Annotated in this window: 12 protein-coding genes; 10 read left to right on the top strand and 2 right to left on the bottom strand. The window is 45.8% G+C overall.

Annotation, left to right across the window (positions count from 1 at the left end; genetic code table 11):
* Positions 1 to 23 precede the first annotated feature (23 nt).
* The 10 genes from hrpB (at position 24) to R7Q46_RS07885 (ending at position 16,349) form a co-directional block, all read left to right on the top strand.
* The gene (gene hrpB / locus R7Q46_RS07930; RefSeq protein ID WP_213871668.1) at positions 24 to 2,492 is read left to right on the top strand and encodes an ATP-dependent helicase HrpB; all 2,469 of its coding nucleotides are present in this window, start codon (positions 24 to 26) and stop codon (positions 2,490 to 2,492) included.
* Positions 2,485 to 4,857 (top strand): penicillin-binding protein 1B, encoded by a 2,373-nt coding sequence (mrcB, locus tag R7Q46_RS07925; RefSeq protein WP_005380020.1) that lies wholly within the window; start codon positions 2,485 to 2,487, stop codon positions 4,855 to 4,857. Before hrpB ends, mrcB begins: the two co-directional genes overlap by 8 nt.
* 122 nt (positions 4,858 to 4,979) lie before the next feature.
* Positions 4,980 to 7,310: a patatin-like phospholipase family protein gene (locus R7Q46_RS07920; RefSeq protein WP_005380018.1), complete on the top strand. Its 2,331-nt coding sequence runs from the start codon at positions 4,980 to 4,982 to the stop codon at positions 7,308 to 7,310.
* 268 nt (positions 7,311 to 7,578) lie between these two features.
* Positions 7,579 to 10,176, top strand: a complete 2,598-nt coding sequence (acnB, locus tag R7Q46_RS07915; RefSeq protein WP_047102649.1) for a bifunctional aconitate hydratase 2/2-methylisocitrate dehydratase — start codon at positions 7,579 to 7,581, stop codon at positions 10,174 to 10,176.
* 99 nt (positions 10,177 to 10,275) lie between these two features.
* Positions 10,276 to 10,644, top strand: coding sequence for a YacL family protein (locus R7Q46_RS07910; RefSeq protein ID WP_064368753.1), 369 nt, complete (start codon positions 10,276 to 10,278; stop codon positions 10,642 to 10,644).
* 188 nt (positions 10,645 to 10,832) lie between these two features.
* On the top strand, positions 10,833 to 11,171 hold the full coding sequence (locus R7Q46_RS07905) for a P-II family nitrogen regulator (protein WP_005386570.1): 339 nt from the start codon (positions 10,833 to 10,835) through the stop codon (positions 11,169 to 11,171).
* 27 nt (positions 11,172 to 11,198) lie between these two features.
* On the top strand, positions 11,199 to 12,428 hold the full coding sequence (locus R7Q46_RS07900; RefSeq protein WP_047102648.1) for an ammonium transporter: 1,230 nt from the start codon (positions 11,199 to 11,201) through the stop codon (positions 12,426 to 12,428).
* Positions 12,429 to 12,580: 152 nt separating this feature from the next.
* The gene (locus R7Q46_RS07895; protein ID WP_005386566.1) at positions 12,581 to 13,594 is read left to right on the top strand and encodes a Fe(3+) ABC transporter substrate-binding protein; all 1,014 of its coding nucleotides are present in this window, start codon (positions 12,581 to 12,583) and stop codon (positions 13,592 to 13,594) included.
* Positions 13,595 to 13,692: 98 nt separating this feature from the next.
* Positions 13,693 to 15,318 (top strand): ABC transporter permease, encoded by a 1,626-nt coding sequence (locus R7Q46_RS07890; protein ID WP_025768193.1) that lies wholly within the window; start codon positions 13,693 to 13,695, stop codon positions 15,316 to 15,318.
* A complete protein-coding gene (locus R7Q46_RS07885; protein ID WP_005380055.1) occupies positions 15,318 to 16,349 on the top strand; it encodes an ABC transporter ATP-binding protein in 1,032 nt (343 codons plus the stop codon). Before R7Q46_RS07890 ends, R7Q46_RS07885 begins: the two co-directional genes overlap by 1 nt.
* A 157-nt stretch (positions 16,350 to 16,506) precedes the next feature.
* On the opposite strand, the gene R7Q46_RS07880 is transcribed toward R7Q46_RS07885, so the two are convergent.
* Positions 16,507 to 17,919, bottom strand: coding sequence for a phosphoglucomutase/phosphomannomutase family protein (locus R7Q46_RS07880; RefSeq protein WP_005380053.1), 1,413 nt, complete (start codon positions 17,917 to 17,919; stop codon positions 16,507 to 16,509).
* A gap of 125 nt (positions 17,920 to 18,044) precedes the next feature.
* Complete coding sequence (locus R7Q46_RS07875; protein WP_318077431.1) at positions 18,045 to 20,453, bottom strand: GH36-type glycosyl hydrolase domain-containing protein; 2,409 nt, start codon at positions 20,451 to 20,453, stop codon at positions 18,045 to 18,047.
* Positions 20,454 to 20,508 lie beyond the last annotated feature (55 nt).

The following is a 20,508-nucleotide window of genomic DNA, read 5'->3' as shown; positions in this document are numbered from 1 at the left end:
CATTACACCATAAGGTATTTCCTTTGTCACAATTGCCGATTGAAGCCGTGATGCCTGAGTTGCTGACGGCGGTCAAAAATCAACATCAAGTGATCTTAAAAGCGGCGCCTGGTGCCGGTAAGTCGACTTACTTCCCTTTGCAGTTACTCTTAAATCATTCGGTTGCTGGAAAAATCATCATGCTTGAGCCAAGACGACTCGCGGCGCGTAACATTGCCCGTTATCTTGCTGAGCAATTGGGAGAACAAGTTGGTCAACGCGTGGGTTATCGAGTTCGTGGCGAGGCAAAGGTAAGTTCTGCAACGCAGCTGGAGATCGTGACCGAAGGGATCATGACCAGGATGATCCAAACTGACCCTGAACTGGATGGGGTTGATCTACTGATCTTTGATGAGTTTCATGAACGCAGCATTCATGCCGATACCGCTTTGGCATTCAGTTTAGAAGTTCAAGAGGCATTGCGAGACGATCTCAAGCTGGTGGTAATGTCGGCAACGCTTGACCAACAAGCATTACAATCGTTGTTGCCGGAAGCCAGTTACATTGAATCTGAAGGGCGGAGCTTTGATGTGGCAATGCGCTACCAGCCGTTAGGTGTGAACGAGCATTTACCTACGAGTATGGCAAAAACAATAGAAAGTCTTATGAACAAAGAATCTGGATCTTTGTTAGCTTTCCTACCGGGTGTTGGTGCCATAAAACAAGTTGAAGAGCGGTTGTCTCATTTAGCGGATGATATCGACGTATGCCCACTTTATGGTCAACTGAGCTTTGCAGATCAACAAAAAGCGATTACGCCAGCAGAACAAGGTAAGCGTAAAGTCGTTCTAGCGACCAACATTGCAGAAACTTCACTAACGATTGAAGGCATTCGCCTCGTGGTTGATTCTGGGTTAGAGCGTATTGCCCGCTTTGATTTGAAAAACGGTTTAACACGCTTAGAGCAAACACGCATTGCACAGTCTTCAGCGATTCAGCGTGCAGGACGAGCGGGACGAATAGAAGAGGGCATTTGTGTTCGTCTTTATTCTGAAAGCCAGTTCAAGCAGCAACCGCTGGTTCCCCAACCCGAAATTTTGCACTTCGATTTGGCTAGTTTAGTTATGGAGCTTGCCTTTTGGGGAACGGGTGATATCCACGATCTAAAGTGGCTTGATGTTCCCGCTAATGCGTCATTGGAACAAGCGAAGCAGCTATTGGTGTCATTGGGACTACTGACGGAAAAAGGGCAATTAACGTCCGAAGGAAAACAGGCGCATGAACTAGGCGTTGAGCCTCGTGCGGCTGCGATGCTAATTAAAGCGCTATCTTACAGTGATAAGATGTTAAATGCTGCTTTGGCGGCGGTCGCACTGATTGAAGAGCCAGAGAGAAATGTTACCAATATCGCTCATAGCTTGCATCGTTGGCTTGTTGGTACTCATCCAAAAAAGTCGATGTTGTTCAAGCGTGCTCAATCTCTGGCGTACAAATTGGATACGGTATTTGACCTGAAAGGCGTGGATGAAGATGCATTACCGCTGGTGTTAAGTTTGGCATTTCCAGATCGCATTGCGCAGCAGCGCACAAATCAATTTGGGCGATTTACTTTGGCTAATGGTCATGGTGCAGAATGTCATCAGGAAGACATGCTAGGTGGCTGTGAGTATTTGGTTGCCGTTGACTTAATGCGTTCTCATTCTAATTCAAGTCAAATTCATTCGGCATGTGAATTGGATGTCAATATATTGCGAACGACCTTTGATACGCTATTTTCGTCTGAAGAAGTAGTGGACTGGGATGAAAAAAGAGGCCGTCTAATAGCTGAGCGACAAACAAAACTCGGTCTGCTGGTCGTTGAACGCGAGCCGTTGCCAAGCCCGGGCAAAGAAAAAATGACACAAGCTTTACTCACGTATGTCCGCCGCCAGGGCTTACAGAGTCTAAACTGGACACCGGCAGCGGAGAGCTTGTTGGCTCGGATTCGTTGTGCGGTGGAATGGTTACCTGAGCAGTCATGGCCAGTGTTTGATGAAGCCAGTTTGCTGGATTCATTAGAGGAGTGGTTAGAACCATACATGACGTCTGTCAGCTCGGTTAAAGACCTGAGCAAGATAAACTTGGTCGAAGCGCTTAATGCTCTATTAGGTTGGCCACTCAATCAACAACTGGATGAATGGTTACCTGAGCATTACCAACTACCCACAGGTTCAAAGAAGCGTATCCGTTACCAATATGGCCACGAGCCGATATTATCGGTGCGTATGCAAGAAGTATTTGGGGAGAGTGGTTCCCCAACGGTAGCTCTTGGCCGCAAGCGTTTGGTGCTTGAACTGCTTTCACCGGCACAACGTCCATTGCAAGTAACGTCGGACTTGGCGGCTTTCTGGAACGGAAGCTACAAAGACGTTCAAAAAGAGATGAAAGGGCGCTACCCAAAACACGTTTGGCCAGATGATCCTGCCAATCATGTAGCAACAACGAAAACAAAAAGACAATTGAATAATGACTGACAGCAAGAAGCCTAGCGCGAAAAAAGCGCCAGCGAAGAAAAGTACAACCAATAAAGGAACCGCAAAACAGACTCGACGTACGCCGAGTAAAAAGCCGACTAACGAGAAACGTTCGTGGTTGAAAGTTCTGTGGTCGTTTAGCTGGAAAGCTGGCGTTGCACTTGCCGCTGTTTTGCTGTTTGTTGGGATTTACTTAGATAGTGTGGTGAAAGAACGCTTTGAAGGTCAGCTGTTTGAGCTGCCAACGGTGGTTTATGCCCGTATCTTGAATCTAAGCCCTGGTGAGAATATCACCATCCAAGAACTGCGCAACGAGCTAGATGTGTTGAATTACCGTAAAGTGAGTCAACCTCGTTACCCAGGCGAATATTCCTCTTCTTCCACTCGGATTGAATTGATTCGTCGTCCATTCGAGTTTGCCGATGGTCCCGAGCCGGATCGTCACATTATGCTGCATTTCTCTGATTCCGGCTTGCAACGTATTCAGTCTTTAGAATCTCGAGGAGACCTTGGTTACTTGCGCCTAGAACCGAAGATGTTGGGCATGCTGGAGAAAGACCGTGATGAACAGCGCCTTTTCTTACGTCGTGATCAGTTCCCTGAAATTTTGGTGGATGCACTGCTTGCGACCGAAGACCGGGATTTTTATCAACATGACGGGGTGTCACCGCTGGCGATTGCACGTGCATTGGTTGCGAACATTAAGGCGGGTCGTACTGTTCAAGGTGGTAGTACGCTGACTCAGCAATTGGCAAAAAACCTGTTTTTGACTCGTGATAAAACACTGTGGCGTAAAGTTCGAGAAGCGTATATCGCGCTAATTTTGGATTACCGTTACAGCAAAGATCGTATCTTAGAAGCCTACCTAAACGAAGTGTACCTAGGTCAAAGTGGAGGTGAAGCGATCCACGGGTTTGGCTTGGCGTCGCGTTACTATTTTGGGCAGCCAATTCAGGAGTTGCGAATCGATCAATTGGCGATGTTAGTTGGGATGGTAAAAGGACCGTCTTACTACAACCCAATTCGTTACCCTGAGAGAACGAAAGAGCGTCGTGATCTCGTTCTGCGCCTGTTAATGCAGCAAAACATGTTGACTTCAGAGCAGTATGAACAAGCTGTAAGTCGTCCACTCGATACGCAAAGCAAGCCACGTATTGCGAGCCGTCAGCCAGCTTATTTCCAACAATTGAGTATTGAATTAAAAGAAAAAGTTGGGGAGCGATTTAAGGCAGAGACCGGACTGCGCGTATTTACGTCTCTGGACCCAGTATCGCAAAGCAAAATGGAACAAGCTATCGCGAAAAAGATCCCAGAACTAGCTAAACGGGGTGGTAAAGAGTTAGAAGCCGCAGCTGTGGCCGTTGATCGCCATAGTGGTGAAATCCGTGCGATGGTAGGTGGTAAACGTGTCGGTTATGAAGGCTTTAACCGCGCGCTCAATGCCAGTCGTCCGATTGGTTCTTTAGTGAAACCAGCGATTTACTTAACGGCTCTAGAACAACCGGATAAATACAACCTAGGCACGACGCTACACGACACGCCGTTAAGTCTGAAGAGCAGTAAAGGTAACGTGTGGACGCCGCGCAACTACGATAGAAAATATCGTGGTGATGTGCCACTTTACATTGCTTTAGCGAAATCACTTAACGTACCGACCGTGCGCTTAGGTATGGCACTTGGCATTCCTGAAGTGTCCAATACTTTAGAGCGTTTGGGCGTGAACAAAGACGAAATTCGCCCAGTGCCTTCGATGTTTTTGGGTTCGTTTTCTTTGACGCCATTCGAAGTTGCACAGATGTATCAGACTCTGACGAATTCAGGTAAGCGTGCAAAACTGACCGCTCTGCGCTCAGTCATGGATATGGAAGGTAATGTGCTGTATCAATCCTTGCCTCGTTCATCAAGAGCCGTGGATGAACAAGCTGCATGGCTAACGACCTACGCGATGAAACAAGGGGTTGCTCAAGGCACTGGCCGCTTCTTACAAAGCCAGTTTGGTTGGGCTGCATTGGCAGGAAAAACGGGTACCAGTAATGACAACCGCGATAGTTGGTTTGTCGGTGTTGATGGTCGTGAGGTGACGACAATTTGGCTAGGCCGTGACGATAATAAACCCGTGAATCTAACAGGGTCGAGTGGTGCATTACGAGTGTACGCAGAGTACTTGAAGCAGCGTATTCCTGAGCGTTTAGAGCTCCCATGGCCAAGAGAAATCACCACATTAGGGTTCAAGCCTACATCTGATGGAGGTTTAGAAATGAACTGCCGTAGTGATTACAAACTGCCGGTTTGGGATAAAACCGGTCAGATAAAGCAACAGTGTGAGAAGAAATCAAACTGGTTAAATAGCATATTTGATTGGTAGCATCGCCAAATCAACAACATTAGCTTGTTTATCTGATTAATTCTTAGTACATATTAGGGCGTGTTAGTACAGTACTGCTAGCACGCCCTACTTGATCAGATATTCAATAAAGGAAGAAGTGAATGTTCAAAAAGCTGTTATCAAGCCCATCGGTTCGCAACTTTGCGCTTTGGGTTAGTACCTTTTTGATGATCACTCCTTCTGTTTCCCTCGCAAACTCTCTAACAAAAACGGATGACTTGGAACCTCGACCAAAGGTGGCGGTTGTGCTCGCTGGTGGCGGAGCGAAAGGGGCGGCACACATTGGGGTTTTAAAAGCATTGGAAGAAATGCAGATCCCTGTCGATATTGTGACCGGTACCAGTATGGGCGCCTATGTGGGTGGGCTCTATGCCACGGGGATGAGTGCTGATGAAATTGAGAGTTTTATCTACACCGTCGATTGGGGCAGCGGTTATCGAGATCGTGTTGACCGTAGCCAACGTCGAGTTCGTGACAAAGAGTATGAAGACCGCTATCAAATTAATACCGATCTCGGCTTAAGGTTCGGTGAGGTACGAGCACCAACGGGTGTGGTGCAAGGCCAGAACATGTTGCGAGTATTGCGTGAGACTACAGGGAACTTAGGGCGATTCGATTCTTTTGATGATCTTGCCATTCCCTATCGTTCTGTTGCGACAGATATTCTTGCCCTAGAAGAAGTCGTACTGGGCAATGGTTACCTTGTGGACGCCATGATGGCTAGCATGTCTGTACCAGGAGCGCTTCCTCCCTATAAGCTCAATGGCCATATGCTTGTCGATGGCGGTGTCGTCAATAACATGCCTGTCGATGTGGCTCGCGCCATGGGGGCTGATGTCGTTATTGCCGTCGATATTAGCACCGACTACAAAACCGAAGATGAATTTACGGGGCTGTTTACTGTCGCGGACCAACTCTCTAACTATCTCGTTCGTCGTAGTACACAACAGCAAGTGGACGAGCTTGAACCTCAAGATATCTATATTCGTCCCAATGTGGGCACCATGGAAACTGTCGAGTTCGACAAAATGCCTTGGGCTTTTCAAGCTGGGTACGATATTACCAAGCAGTTAAAAGACAAGCTGAAAGGGTTGCGCTTGTCCAATGCGGACTATCAAAAATACATCGATCGCAAACAAGAAGTTCGTAAAACTTTGATTTATGGCGATCAGCGTGTGGTTGATGACATAGTGATTGTTAATAACACGCACTACAGCGATGTGTTGTTGACGAATCGTATTGAATTAGAAACCGGACGTCGTATTTCAACGGCCGAAATTGAGAAAGCCGTTGAAAACCTCTACGCGTTAGATCGGTTCGAGCTCATCACTTATCACTTTGAAGAGGTTGATGGTGAGACATTGTTGGTTTTTGATGTTAACGAGAAGTCGTGGGGGCCTAATTATCTCAACTTCCGATTTTTTCTTGAAGATGACTTCGATACAGATAGCCAGTACGGCATAGGAATATCGACCAACTTTACCAACTTGAACTCTCATGGCGCGGAGTTGGCGTTCAACGTAGAAATGGGCACGGATAAGCTGATTGAAGCTGAGTTGTATTCCCCTGTTTTATCTAGCCAAGAACTTTTTGTATCGGGGCGAATTTCCTATGGTAGTGAGAGCCGAAACTTACCTTTAACAGAGCCTCAAGCACCAGATTTAGAGTCAGTAAATGACTTTTTTCCGGTCACTTACGATGATTTTACAACAGAGTTAGCGATAGGTATCCAACCCACATTGTGGCAAGAACTTCGATTTGGCGCTCGCTACTCAACCGGAGATATTGAGCTTTCTACTTTGGCTTCTGCTGGTAAATTGGATTTTGAACGTCGTGGCCTGTTTGCCAATTATCGCCTAGATACACTTGATGATTTCGCATTTCCGACTCGTGGGCTTTTAGTCGATCTCGAATATTTAGTGTCTCATGATCAAAGTCCTCAAGGCGTTAGCCTTTTAGAAACTGACAAAATTATTGAAGATACCGTTTATGAAATCTCTGCACGATTTAAAGGTGCAGTGAGTCATCAGCGTCATACTTTAGTCGGACATGCTGAATATAGTTTTGTAGAGAGTAAAAACTCATCTTTACCGCTTGATCCCAGAGAGTTGGGCGGCTTCTTAAGCCTATCGGGAATCCCAAGAAATAGCCTGATCGGACAGAACTTATTTTTCAGCAGTTTGGTGTACCGATATAAGTGGTTTGATAATGATTTCGGATTGTTTGAAGCTCCAGTCTACCTGGGCGCATCGGTCGAATATGGCGGTGTTTGGTCTGATAATGATCTGAAACTAAACGAAGCGCCGCTTTACAATGCTGGCTCCATCTTCTTTGGTGTTGACTCACCAATAGGACCAATAATGTTGGCATACGGTCGTACCGAGCAAGATTTGGATGCTGTGTATTTGATCGTAGGAACATCGTTTAATTAATCGGGTATGAGAAAGCAAAAACTTGGCATATTTGGTCAAAATTAGCAGAACTTTAGTCGTAAGTTGCTATGTTGGTCAAAATGATAAGATTTTAATTTAAGGTTAAATTTGCTATTATTTTGCCCACAGTTTGGCCTCTACGGCGCTGTTTCTCAATCATAATTGAATGAAAACAAGGGCAATGGAGAGCCAAGTTTCCAAGGATGTTCACTCCTTTACTTTAACAATAGTAATAATAGAGGAGGAACCGCAATGAGAGGAAAAAGTCGTGCTTGAAGCCTACCGTAAACACGTCGAAGAGCGTGCTGCTGAAGGAGTTGTTCCTAAACCGCTAGACGCAGAACAAGTTGCTGGACTTGTAGAACTTCTGAAAAATCCCCCGCAAGGTGAAGAAAAAGTCATTCTTGACCTACTTGAAAACCGTATCCCTCCAGGTGTTGATGAAGCTGCTTATGTAAAAGCGGGTTTCCTAACAGCAGTAGCAAAAGGTGAAGTTAAATCACCATTAGTGAGTCGTGAAAAAGCGGCTGAACTGCTAGGCACTATGCAAGGTGGTTACAACATCGAACCGCTAGTTGAGCTATTGGATGATGAAGCACTGGCAGAGATCGCAGTAAAAGCGCTGTCTCATACGCTGCTGATGTTTGATGCTTTCTATGACGTAGAAGAGAAAGCGAAAGCAGGCAATGCGCATGCACAGAAAGTACTTCAATCATGGGCTGATGCTGAGTGGTTCCTTTCTAAGCCTAAGCTTGAAGAAAAAGTCACTCTAACCGTATTTAAAGTAACAGGTGAAACGAACACGGATGACCTTTCACCTGCACCTGACGCTTGGTCTCGCCCTGATATCCCAGTACACGCACTGGCGATGCTTAAAAACGAGCGTGAAGGAATAAACCCTGATCAACCGGGTACTATTGGCCCGATCAAGCAAATTGAAGAGTTAAAAGACAAAGGCCATCAATTGGTTTACGTTGGTGATGTTGTTGGTACTGGCTCTTCACGTAAATCTGCAACCAACTCAGTGCTTTGGTTTATGGGTGATGATATCCCTTACGTTCCAAACAAACGAGCTGGTGGGTATGTGCTTGGTGGCAAAATTGCCCCTATCTTCTTTAACACAATGGAAGATGCTGGCGCACTACCAATTGAAGTTGACGTAACTAAGCTCAACATGGGCGATGTTATCGATGTTTACCCATATGAAGGTAAAGTTTGCAACCACGAAACTGGTGAGGTTCTAGCTGAGTTCTCGCTAAAAACAGAAGTACTGATTGATGAAGTTCGTGCTGGTGGTCGTATCCCATTGATCATCGGTCGTGGTTTGACAGACAAAGCGCGTCAATCGCTAGGTCTTGAGCCTTCGGATGTATTCCGTAAACCTGGTGAAATCGCAGATTCTGGCAAGGGTTACACGCTTGCACAGAAAATGGTTGGTAAAGCGTGTGGCGTAGAAGGCATTCGCCCTGGTACCTACTGTGAGCCGAAAATGACGACAGTAGGTTCGCAAGATACTACTGGCCCTATGACTCGTGATGAACTTAAAGACTTGGCGTGTCTCGGCTTCTCTGCTGATCTTGTCATGCAGTCTTTCTGTCACACATCGGCTTATCCAAAACCAGTAGACGTTAACACTCACCATACACTTCCGGACTTTATTATGAACCGCGGTGGTGTATCTCTTCGTCCTGGTGACGGTATTATCCACTCATGGCTAAACCGTATGCTGCTGCCGGATACTGTCGGTACGGGTGGTGACTCACATACTCGTTTTCCTCTGGGTATTTCATTCCCAGCTGGCTCGGGCTTGGTTGCCTTTGCAGCTGCGACAGGCGTTATGCCGCTAGACATGCCAGAGTCAATCTTGGTTCGTTTTAAAGGTGAAATGCAACCGGGTATCACACTGCGTGATCTTGTTCATGCCATCCCTTACTACGCGATTCAGCAAGGTCTACTAACGGTAGAAAAAGCGGGCAAGATCAACGAATTTTCTGGCCGTATCCTTGAGATTGAAGGTTTAGAAACTCTAACGGTTGAGCAAGCATTTGAGCTTTCTGATGCATCTGCAGAGCGTTCGGCGGCAGGTTGTACTGTGAAATTGTCTCAAGAGTCGATCGAAGAGTACTTAAACTCTAACATCGTGATGCTGAAGTGGATGATCTCTGAAGGCTACGGTGATCGCCGTACTATCGAGCGCCGCATTACTGCAATGCAAGAGTGGCTAGCAAACCCTGAGTTGATGCAAGCAGATAAAGACGCTGAATACGCACATGTGATTGAAATCGATATGGCTGAAATCAATGAGCCAGTACTATGTGCACCGAATGACCCAGATGACGCTCGTTTGTTGTCTGAAGTACAAGGCACAGCGATTGATGAAGTGTTCATCGGTTCTTGTATGACGAACATCGGTCACTTCCGCGCAGCAGGTAAATTGCTTGATAAGTTCAATGGCCAGTTAGCGACGCGCCTTTGGGTAGCGCCACCAACAAAGATGGATAAAGACCAACTGATTGAAGAAGGCTACTACGGTATCTTCGGACGTGCAGGGGTGCGTATTGAAACGCCAGGGTGTTCACTTTGTATGGGTAACCAAGCGCGTGTTGCAGATAAATCAACAGTAATGTCGACTTCAACGCGTAACTTCCCGAACCGTCTGGGTACTGGTGCGAATGTTTACCTATCGTCAGCTGAGCTAGCTGCAGTAGGTGCAATCCTAGGTAAGATTCCAACCAAAGAAGAATACCTAGAATACGCGAAGCAAATCGACGCTACGGCAACGGATACGTACCGCTACTTGAACTTCCATAAAATGGATCAATATACCAAGAAAGCGGACGAAGTGATCTTCCAAGAACCGGCATAATCAGAAATGCACAATTCGAAAGCACCTCATATGAGGTGCTTTTTTTATGGGAGCAATTCGCTATACTCGCACCAAATTGATACGAAATAGGCAATCTCGGTGGAATTTGAATTCATTCGTAACACGTTGATGGGCGAGTACTACGTAAAATGTAGCATGGGACATGAGATTGTAGGGCGCTGGTTGCAAGAAGAAATTGGCAAAGATCCGATGAAGATTGCACAAGTTGAAAAGCTAATTGAGCAGTCATTTTTAGCGCCTTCTCAGGAGCATAACCTAACAGGCACGGAAATTAGCTTGATGATTCAGGGCGACGAAGTTCTTGTACAAGAAAACGCATTAGCCCATGAATATGATGTCGAGATGGAAAGTGAGTTCGACTTCTACAATGCAGAAAGTACAGCAAGTTGTGGGATAGAGGATTTCATGACACTTATCGAACAATGGAAAGACTTTTTGAACATTTAATGCACAGTTTTGGGTAACTTCTCTGCCGTTGCTTTAAATTTGTGAAAAGGGCGCACCGATATGGTGCGCTCTTTTTGTTTATAGATATGTAAATTGAGGTTAGCTTTTATTATTCAATGACTTAGAAACTTGGCACGTAGATTGGATTATAAGAAGTGTTTCAGGATGAAAGCTTCGGAGATAACTCAATGAAAATAATCAATGCCATTATTAAGCCGTTTAAATTAGACGATGTACGAGAAGCATTGGCTGATGTCGGTATCGAAGGGATGACAGTATCAGAAGTTAAAGGGTTCGGTCGTCAAAAAGGTCATACGGAATTGTACCGCGGTGCAGAGTATCAAGTTGATTTCCTACCAAAGGTGAAAATTGAAATCGCGACTCACGCAGACAATGTAGATCGTGTTGTTGAAGCAATTACAAAAGCTGCGCAAACCGGAAAAATCGGCGACGGTAAAATTTTTGTTTACGATCTGAACCAAGCGGTGCGTATCCGAACTGGCGAAATGGACGCAGAAGCACTTTAAGAATTCAAAGGATTGGAGATACTTATTATGGAATTAGCAACAACAGTAACCGAGTTACGTTACGCACTTGACACCTTTTTCTTCCTCATTTCCGGTGCGTTGGTAATGTGGATGGCAGCAGGCTTTGCGATGCTAGAGGCTGGCCTTGTGCGCTCTAAAAACACAACAGAAATTCTTACGAAGAACATCTGTTTGTACGCCATCGCATGTACGATGTTTCTGATTGTCGGTTATAACATCATGTATGTCGATAATGGAGAAGGAGGCTGGTTACCTTCATTTGGTACGTTAATTGGTACTCAAGGTGAAGGGGCCGACCACTCTTTAGAGTCTGACTTCTTCTTCCAAGTTGTCTTCGTTGCAACTGCCATGTCCGTCGTTTCTGGTGCGGTAGCTGAGCGCATGAAGCTTTGGTCTTTCTTGATTTTCTCTGCGATTTTAACTGCGTTTATCTATCCAATGGAAGGTTACTGGACATGGGGTGGAGGCTTCCTAGCAGAAGCTGGATTTAGTGACTTTGCGGGTTCTGGTATCGTACATATGGCTGGTGCTTCTGCTGCTCTTGCTGGTGTGTTACTGCTTGGCGCGCGTAAGGGTAAGTACGGTAAAAATGGTGAAATCTATCCGATTCCAGGTTCTAACATGCCTTTGGCAACGTTGGGTACTTTTATCCTTTGGTTTGGCTGGTTTGGATTTAACGGTGGCTCTCAGTTGATGGTTTCAGATTTTGAGAATGCTACAGCGGTAGGTCAGATCTTTCTAAACACTAACGCAGCAGCGGCTGCCGGTGCAATTGCGGCGCTATTCGTTTGTAAAACTACTTGGGGTAAAGCCGATTTAACGATGATCCTCAATGGCGCGCTAGCTGGCTTGGTTGCCATCACTGCAGACCCTCTATCGCCATCACCACTGTACGCGGTTGCGATTGGTGCAGTGTCGGGTGCACTAGTTGTATTCAGTATCATTGCTCTAGATAAACTTAAAATTGACGATCCAGTAGGTGCTATCTCAGTTCACGGTGTGTGTGGTTTCTTCGGCCTAATGGTAGTGCCACTGAGCAACGGTGATGCAACGTTTGGTGCACAGCTTTTAGGTGCCGTAGTTATCTTTGCTTGGGTATTTGGTGCCAGCCTAGTTGTGTGGGCAATCTTGAAAGCAACCGTTGGGATTCGCGTTACAGAAGATGAAGAAATGGAAGGCATGGACATGCATGATTGTGGTGTTGGTGCTTACCCAGAGTTTGTTACGGTGAAATAATCATTAGCTTGTAATAAATGGTTACACACTTAACACAATAAAACCTGCTCCGATGAGCAGGTTTTTTAATATTCGTCATTGTCTTCTTATTGAACATACATATAATAACGCAACTGATAAACGTTATCATTAGCATGGTAAAGGATTAAACAATGAAAAAACTGCTAACTCTTTCAGCACTAACTTGCGCTACTCTAGCTCCAACAGCAATGGCTGCTGAAGAAGTGAACGTCTACTCTTACCGTCAACCTTTCCTAGTTGAACCTATGTTCAATGAGTTCACTAAAGAAACTGGTATCAAAGTAAACGTAAAATTTGCTAAAAAAGGCTTAGCAGAAAAGCTAGCTCAAGAAGGTGAGTACAGCCCTGCTGACGTTATTCTTACGACAGACATCAGCCGTCTAGCTGAACTGACAAACAAAGGTTTAGTTCAGAAAGTCGATAGCAAAATCATTGAAGAAAACGTACCTGCTCAATACCAAGATAAAGAGAATGAGTGGTTTGCTCTAACTCTACGTTCTCGTAGCGTTTATTCATCACGTGATCGCGTAGGTAAACTAGGCGCAGATTTCAACTACGCAGACTTAGCTAAGCCAGAGTTCAAAGGTAAAATTTGTACTCGTAGCGGTAAGCACCCGTACAACGTTTCTCTAGTTTCAGCAATGATTGCTCACAATGGCGAAGCAGAAACCAAAGAGTGGTTAGAAGGCGTGAAAGCAAACCTTGCTCGCAAACCACAAGGCAACGATCGTGCACAAGTTAAAGCGATCAAAGAAGGCCTATGTGATGTTTCTCTAGGTAACAGCTACTACCTAGGTAAAATGGTTAACGACAAAGAGCAAAAAGCTTGGGCTGATGCAGTTTACATCAACTTCCCTAACCAAGAGACTACAGGCACTCACGTGAATATCTCTGGTATGGCGATGGCTAAGTACTCTCCAAACAAAGACAATGCTGTGAAGCTAATGGAATTCCTAACGGGTGACAAAGCGCAGCAAATGTACGCAGAAGTTAACTACGAGTACCCAGTTAAAGAAGGCGTGAAGCGTTCTGAGCTTGTGGAATCTTGGGGTGACTTTAAAGCAGACAAGCTTTCTCTAGACGATATTGCAGCCAACCACGAAGCGGCAATTAAGCTATTAGATGAAGTGAAATTTGACCTTTAATTCCTTGTGGGGGTATAACAGTACCCCCATTTGATTAAAGGATATGAGATGTATTTGCAACAGCATTTGTATTTCATACAGCCTGCAGTAATTAGGCGATGAAAGATAAACACTCTTTATGGAAAACCAGTAGTGGGGTAATAACTCTGCTACTGGTTTTGCCGATCTTAGCGATCTTCTACACCGCAATTGGTGAAACGGATGATTTGTTTGCTCATTTAATGGCAACGGTCATGCCGACTTATATTTTTAACACGGTTGCGCTAACTGTTGGCGTAATGGTGCTGTCCTTAATTCTTGGTATTCCAAGCGCTTGGATAATGGCCATGTGTAAACTGCCGACCGAAAAATGGTTGCAGTGGGCATTGGTGCTACCTCTTGCAATGCCAGGTTATATCATTGGTTATATTTTTACTGATTGGTTTGATTTTGCAGGCCCGATTCAGATCTTTTTGCGTGATGTAACCGGATGGGGACCTGGCGAGTATTGGTTCCCTGACATTCGTACGTTGCCTGGTGCGACCTTTGTGTTGGCTTTGGTGTTGTATCCTTACGTGTATTTATTGTGCCGGGCTGCGTTTATGGAGCAAAATGTATCTTTATTGCAAAGCGCGCGTTTGCTCAAGTGCTCTCCATGGGAAAGCTTTTGGCGCATCTCGATGCCGTTAGTAAGACCCTCTATCGCAGTAGGTTTATCATTGGTCGCAATGGAGACCATCGGTGACTTTGGTACGGTAAGTTACTTCGCGGTGAATACGTTAACCACAGCGGTCTACGATACTTGGTTGGGGTACTCTAATCTTAATGCGGCAGCCAAGATTTCTGCCATGATGCTCGTCATTGTAGTACTGCTTCTTAGTGCCGAACGATACAGCCGCCGTAAACAAAAGCTTTTTCAAAGCCAATTTAACAGTCACGAAGATTTTCGTTACGAGTTGACGGGCTGGAAAAAGTGGACCGCGCTGGTTTGGTGTTGGGGCTTGGTTTCAGTCGCTTTTATTTTGCCGCTACTACAGCTGATTGATTATGCGATCACTTATTTTGCGCAGAGTTGGACCTCAGAGTTTCGTGAATACGCATGGAATAGCTTAGTTGTGTCTGTTATTGCTGCGATTATTGGTGTTGCTGTCGCACTGATCGTTAACTTTACCCATCGAGTCAGTGGTAAACGAGAAAGCTTGGCATTTATGCGTCTTTCTTCTATGGGCTATGCAGTACCAGGAACGGTACTAGCCATCGGTGTGATGGTCGCTGTGCTGTTTATGGATCATCGTGTCAACGATGTTGCTAAAGCCATGGAGTGGGGAAGGCCGGGACTTATCTTTTCTGGTTCCATGTTCGCACTAGTATTTGCCATGGTTGTGCGCTTTTCCGCGGTAGCGATTGGTAGTATCGAAAGTAATTTAAATAAAATTTCTCCGTCGTTAGATATGGCATCGCGCACTATGGGTTGTAAGCCCAATGCCATGCTGTGGCGCGTGCACTTTCCGCTGGTTAAGCGCGGTGCACTGATTGCGGCTTTATTAGTGTTTATCGAGTCGATGAAAGAGCTTAATGCGGCTTTGTTACTTCGTCCGTTTAACTTTGAAACACTAGCCACATACGTTTATAACTTCGCCTCGGATGAGCATTTAGAATTGGCCGCTTTGCCAGCGGTTCTGTTGGTTCTTGTTGGGTTGATCCCGCTTGTTGTTGTTAACCGTTCACTGGAGCAAAATCACTGATGAGCTGTGCATTATCAATTAAAAACCTAACGTGCCAATATGACGATCAAACTGTACTCGAATCATTGTCTCTTGAGGTAGAACAAGGGCAGATTGTCTGTTTGCTAGGAGCCAGTGGCTGTGGGAAAACAACACTATTAAAGGCCGTTGCGGGATTATTGCCGTTAACGTCAGGCGAAATGAGTCTAAATTGCGTCACAATTGATGATGGGGAAAACTGGTTGCCGCCAGAACAGCGTAATATCGGGATGATTTTCCAAGATTACGCACTTTTTCCTCACTTGACGGTGGAGCAAAACATTGCCTTTGGCTTAAAGCAGTGCTCGACAAAAGAGAAAAATGCCAAAGTTCAAGAGATGTTAGAACTCGTGCATCTTCAAGGTTATGGCGATCGTTATCCTCATCAATTGTCTGGTGGACAGCAGCAGCGTGTTGCGATTGCTCGCTCATTAGCTTACAGCCCAGACTTATTGTTACTTGATGAACCGTTTTCTAATATTGATACGCAAGTTCGCCATGAGTTGATAAGTGAGATCCGTAAGATTTTTAAGGCCCAAGGTGTGACTGCCATTTTTGTTACGCATAGCCGTGAAGAGGCTTTTGCTTTCGCCGATAAAATGGCAGTGATGAACAATGGAGTCATCGAGCAATATGGCACAGCATCTGAGCTTTACTACCAGCCTTCAAGTAAATTTGTCGCTGATTTCTTAGGTGGTGGCAGTTACCTTGCTGCTAAACGGGTTTCGAATTCAGAATATGAAACCCACTTGGGCGTGGTTGAAGCCACGGCTCAACAAGATATTCCAGTACAGGCGGAGTGCTCTTTACTGCTAAGACCGCAGCATGTGCAAATTCAATCCGATGAAGATAGTTCGGTAACCGTATTGGAACAGCATTTTATGGGTGATCACTGCCGTTATGTGATTAACGCGAATGGTGACCGTTTGTTAGCTACAGCTTCGCAAGCATTAAATATAGGTGAGTCCGTCGCGGTGAAAATTGAAACGCAAGGCGTCCTGGCATTTGCTTAACGCTCCTGAGTATCTTTTCTATCTCGTTTACGACTTCCCAACATACAATAAAAAAGCCCGGCTGTGGAGCCGGGCAAGTGCTCTTCTCCTGTTGATGAGCGCCTTTTCAGACAGCGTTGACTCTCATCATAGTGCTCGAAGCGGGCACAAGGTTCAGTTATAAAGACAAGAAGTCTTTAAACTGTTGAAGAACACGTTCCGCAGTGTCCTTATCTTGCATCTCTGCAAAAATTCGTAGCAGTGGCTCAGTGCCAGAGAAGCGAGCGATGATCCAACCGCCGTTCTTGAAGTAGACTTTCGCACCATCTTCATAGCTGACTTTTTCGATTTCAAACTCAAACTCAGGCAACTGCTTTTCAACATAAATCTTGTTGAACAGTACGTCTTTTTGCGCTGGTTTGAACTTGCAATCGCCTTCTGCCATGTAGGCATAGCCGTACTTGCCGTAGATTTCATCCAGCAACTCAGACAGCTTCTTGCCGGTTACTGAAATCATTTCTACCAATAGGCTTGATGCGAATACGCCGTCTTTACCTTTGATGTGGCCGCGAATGGTTAGGCCACCAGAGCTTTCCCCGCCAATCAGTGAGTCATCCGCTTCCATTTGGGAGCTGATGTGCTTAAAGCCTACAGGAACCTCAAAGCATTTCTCGCCATGATCTTCGGCGACTTTATCGAGAAGGTGGGTGGTTGCGATGTTACGTACCACGGAGCCTTTCCAGCCTTTGTATTCAAGTAGGTAGTAGTAAAGCAGCAGTAGCACTTCATTTGGATGAATGAAGTTACCTTTTTCGTCGATAATACCAAGACGGTCCGCATCGCCATCAGTACCGATGCCAATATCGTAACCTTGCTCTTTCACTAGGTGCATCAAACGGTAGAGTGTTGCAGCGCTTGGCGAAGGCATTAACCCACCGAAGTCTGGGTTTTTGCCATCGTTAATCACATCAACGTCACAGCGGCCGTTGATTAATACGGTTTGCAGTGCGTTTTTCGCGACACCAAACATTGGGTCGATCAAAACACGTAAATTCGCCTTCTTGATCGCTCCGATGTCGATAAAGTCGATGATTGAGTCAACGAATTCGTTCATCGGATTGATGATTTCAATCAGCTTATCTTCAACCGCTTGTTCAAAGTCGACGCTTTTTACATCTTGCGCAGTGAGCGCGTCTATTTGTGATTCGATTTTTTGGGTGATGATTTCATCTGCGTCACGACCACCTTCAATGAAGACTTTAATGCCGTTGTAATCGGCAGGGTTGTGTGATGCGGTAATACATGCCGAGTATGCGCAGCCCATTTCTTTCGCTTTAAACATTACGATAGGTGTTGGGACAAATTTGTCGATAAAGCTAACCATAATGCCGTTTGCTGCTAGAACTTCAGCGAACCAACGACCTGCTTTATCGGAAAGAAAACGACGGTCATAGCCAATCACAAAACCGCGATCAGCAACCGATTCGTTATTCGTGATGTTTGCAACTGCTTGGGCAACCAAGCGTACGTTATCTTTGGTGAACTCCTCACCAATAAATGCACGCCAACCGCCTGTACCAAATTTGATCATGATTCGATCCTCGATAAGAGCGGCATCCCACCGCGTCTTAAATCTTTGCTAGCGAACCGATGCACTTGTAAAACATAAATGCACCGGATAAATCAAAAGGGGAGAAGGACTCCCCCAAAAGATGATTAACCTAGAGTAACGATAACTTCGTTTACTGAACCTTCCGCTTGAACTGGTACAGATGCACCATTTACAGCTTCACCGTTCACGGTAATCGACTTAACGCCTTTGCTTACTGAGTCTGGGTTAACGACTTTGATGTTGTACGTTGCTCCTAGCCATTGGCGAGTCACTTCGAAACCTGGCCAGTTCGTTGGGATACATGGATCGATAGTTAGGCCATCGAAGCCTGTACGCACACCAAGAATAAAGTTGGTAACAGCGAAGTAAGCCCAGCCTGACGTACCTGTTAACCATGGGTGGTTTGCACGACCGTGGTCTTGGTGGTCACGACCCATGATGAACTGAACGTATGAGTATGGTTCTGCAATACGTTTTTCGATGATGTCGTTCTGGTTGTATGGGTTTAGCGCATCGTAGAACTTCATTGCACGATCACCACGACCCAGTTTCGCTTCAGCTACCCAAGCCCATGGGTTTGGATGCGAGAATATCGCACCGTTCTCTTTTACGCCTTGGTAAACACGAGTTACGAAGCCGATATCATCATTCGGTGTTGAAAAAGATGGTGAGTTTAGGTGAAGGCCGTATTCAGAGAACAGGTTCTCATCGACAGCGTCCATCGCTTTTTCGCCGCGCTCTTGAGATACCGCACCAGAAAGTACCGCAAGTGTGTTTGACTCTAGGTGTACTCGGCCTTCCGCTTGTTGCGCAGTACCGATCTTGTCGCCATTCTTCGTCAGACCACGGATGTACCAACCGCCTTCGTCATCCCAAAGGTGGGTTTCACACGCTTCACGAACGTTTGCTGCCATCACCGTGTATTTTTCAACGTCGGCTTGTTTACCTAGGTATTTCGCTAGGTCGATGAACTCCTGCAGTGCCCAGAAATGTAGGAACGACACCATTGACGATTCGCCGCCACCTAGGTTCAGACAGTCGTTCCAGTCTGCACGCAGACCTTTACAGATACCGGTTTGACCTACGTATTCAGCCGAGAAGTCTAGCGCGGCTTTCATGTGGTCATAAACCGTTGCATCGCCACCGTCGGCGTAAGGGATCACTTCGTCGAAGAAGCTGTGCTCACCGGTTTCCATCACGTACTTACAGATGGTTGGAACTAGCCATAGATGGTCATCGGAACAAGTGTCTTCGATGCCGTGAATTTTGTCTTCATCAGAAGGTGTTGGAACTACGGTTGGAGACTTCGATGGTTTAACATCAGCTTTTTCTGGATCAAACCAATCTGGATCGAATAGGTGTAGACCGTAGCCCGCTTTTACTTGGCCACGCAGTAGGTCAACGATACGTTTGCGCGTCATTGCTGGGTTAGCGTGAGGAACTGAGATTGCATCTTGCGCTGTATCGCGGTAACCAAGACCTGTACGGCCTCCCACCTCGATGAATGAAGCAAAGCGAGACCACACAACACAAGTTTCCGCTTGGTATAACGTCCAAGCGTTGATCATGGTGTCTAGGCCTTCGTTTGGCGATTTCACTTGGAACTTGCCACAACGCTCATCCCAGTGTGCTTTGATGCCAGCAAATGCATTGTCGACTTCTGCAAGGTCTTGGTACTTAGCACGTAGACGCTCACCGTTGCCTTTACCGATACCTAGAATGTAAGCAAAGCGAACTTCTTCACCTGGTTGGATAGTAAATTGCTTGTGCAGAGAGCCACAGTGGTTGTAACACGTTTGTGTGGTGTTAAAACACTTACCTTGTTCTACTGCTAGTGGGTTTGCTTCGTCGCGGTATAGACCTAGGAAGCTATCACGTTGACCGTCGTATGAATCTGGATCAAACGTTGACGCTAGGTAGTAGAAGCCTTCGAAATCGTTAGTGTTGTAGTACAGGTCGTATTCAATCACACCTTCGTTGTATGACGTACCAGCAGAGTAGAGAGACATCTGGTGGTTTTGGTTATCAGACTGAATGTGGCTGAATGAGAACTCAACAAATGAGAATGCACTGATCGTACGTGGTTTGTCAGAGGTGTTTTTAATCACTACATCCCAGATTTCAGCGTCTTCGCCTTTTGGCACGAACAGAGTTTTTGTTGCGGTAATACCGCTGTATTCACATTTGAACTTAGAGTAAGACAAGCCGTGACGAACTTCGTAGTTTGCTTCGTCTAGGCTCTTCGCAACTGGTTGCCAAGAGATTGACCAGTAATCACCTGTCTCATCATCACGCAAGTAAACGTAGTGTCCTGGGCGATCGAATGTCGCATTTGGACGGAATTTAGTAACACGGTTGTATTCTGGAGAGTTGTAGAACGAGTAGCCACCCGCGTTGTGCGAGATAACCGTACAGAACTTCTCAGTACCTAGGTAGTTGGTCCATGGTGCTGGTACGTCAGGGCGAGTGATGACGTATTCGCGATTCTCGTTATCGAAATAGCCGTATTTCATTTGTGTCTTTCCTTTTTACGAAGCTGCATCAGCAGCCAAAATTTAAAAACTCTTC

It is taken from the genome of Vibrio sp. 811 (genome assembly GCF_033339195.1).
This window is presented reverse-complemented; position numbering and strand designations above follow the sequence as displayed.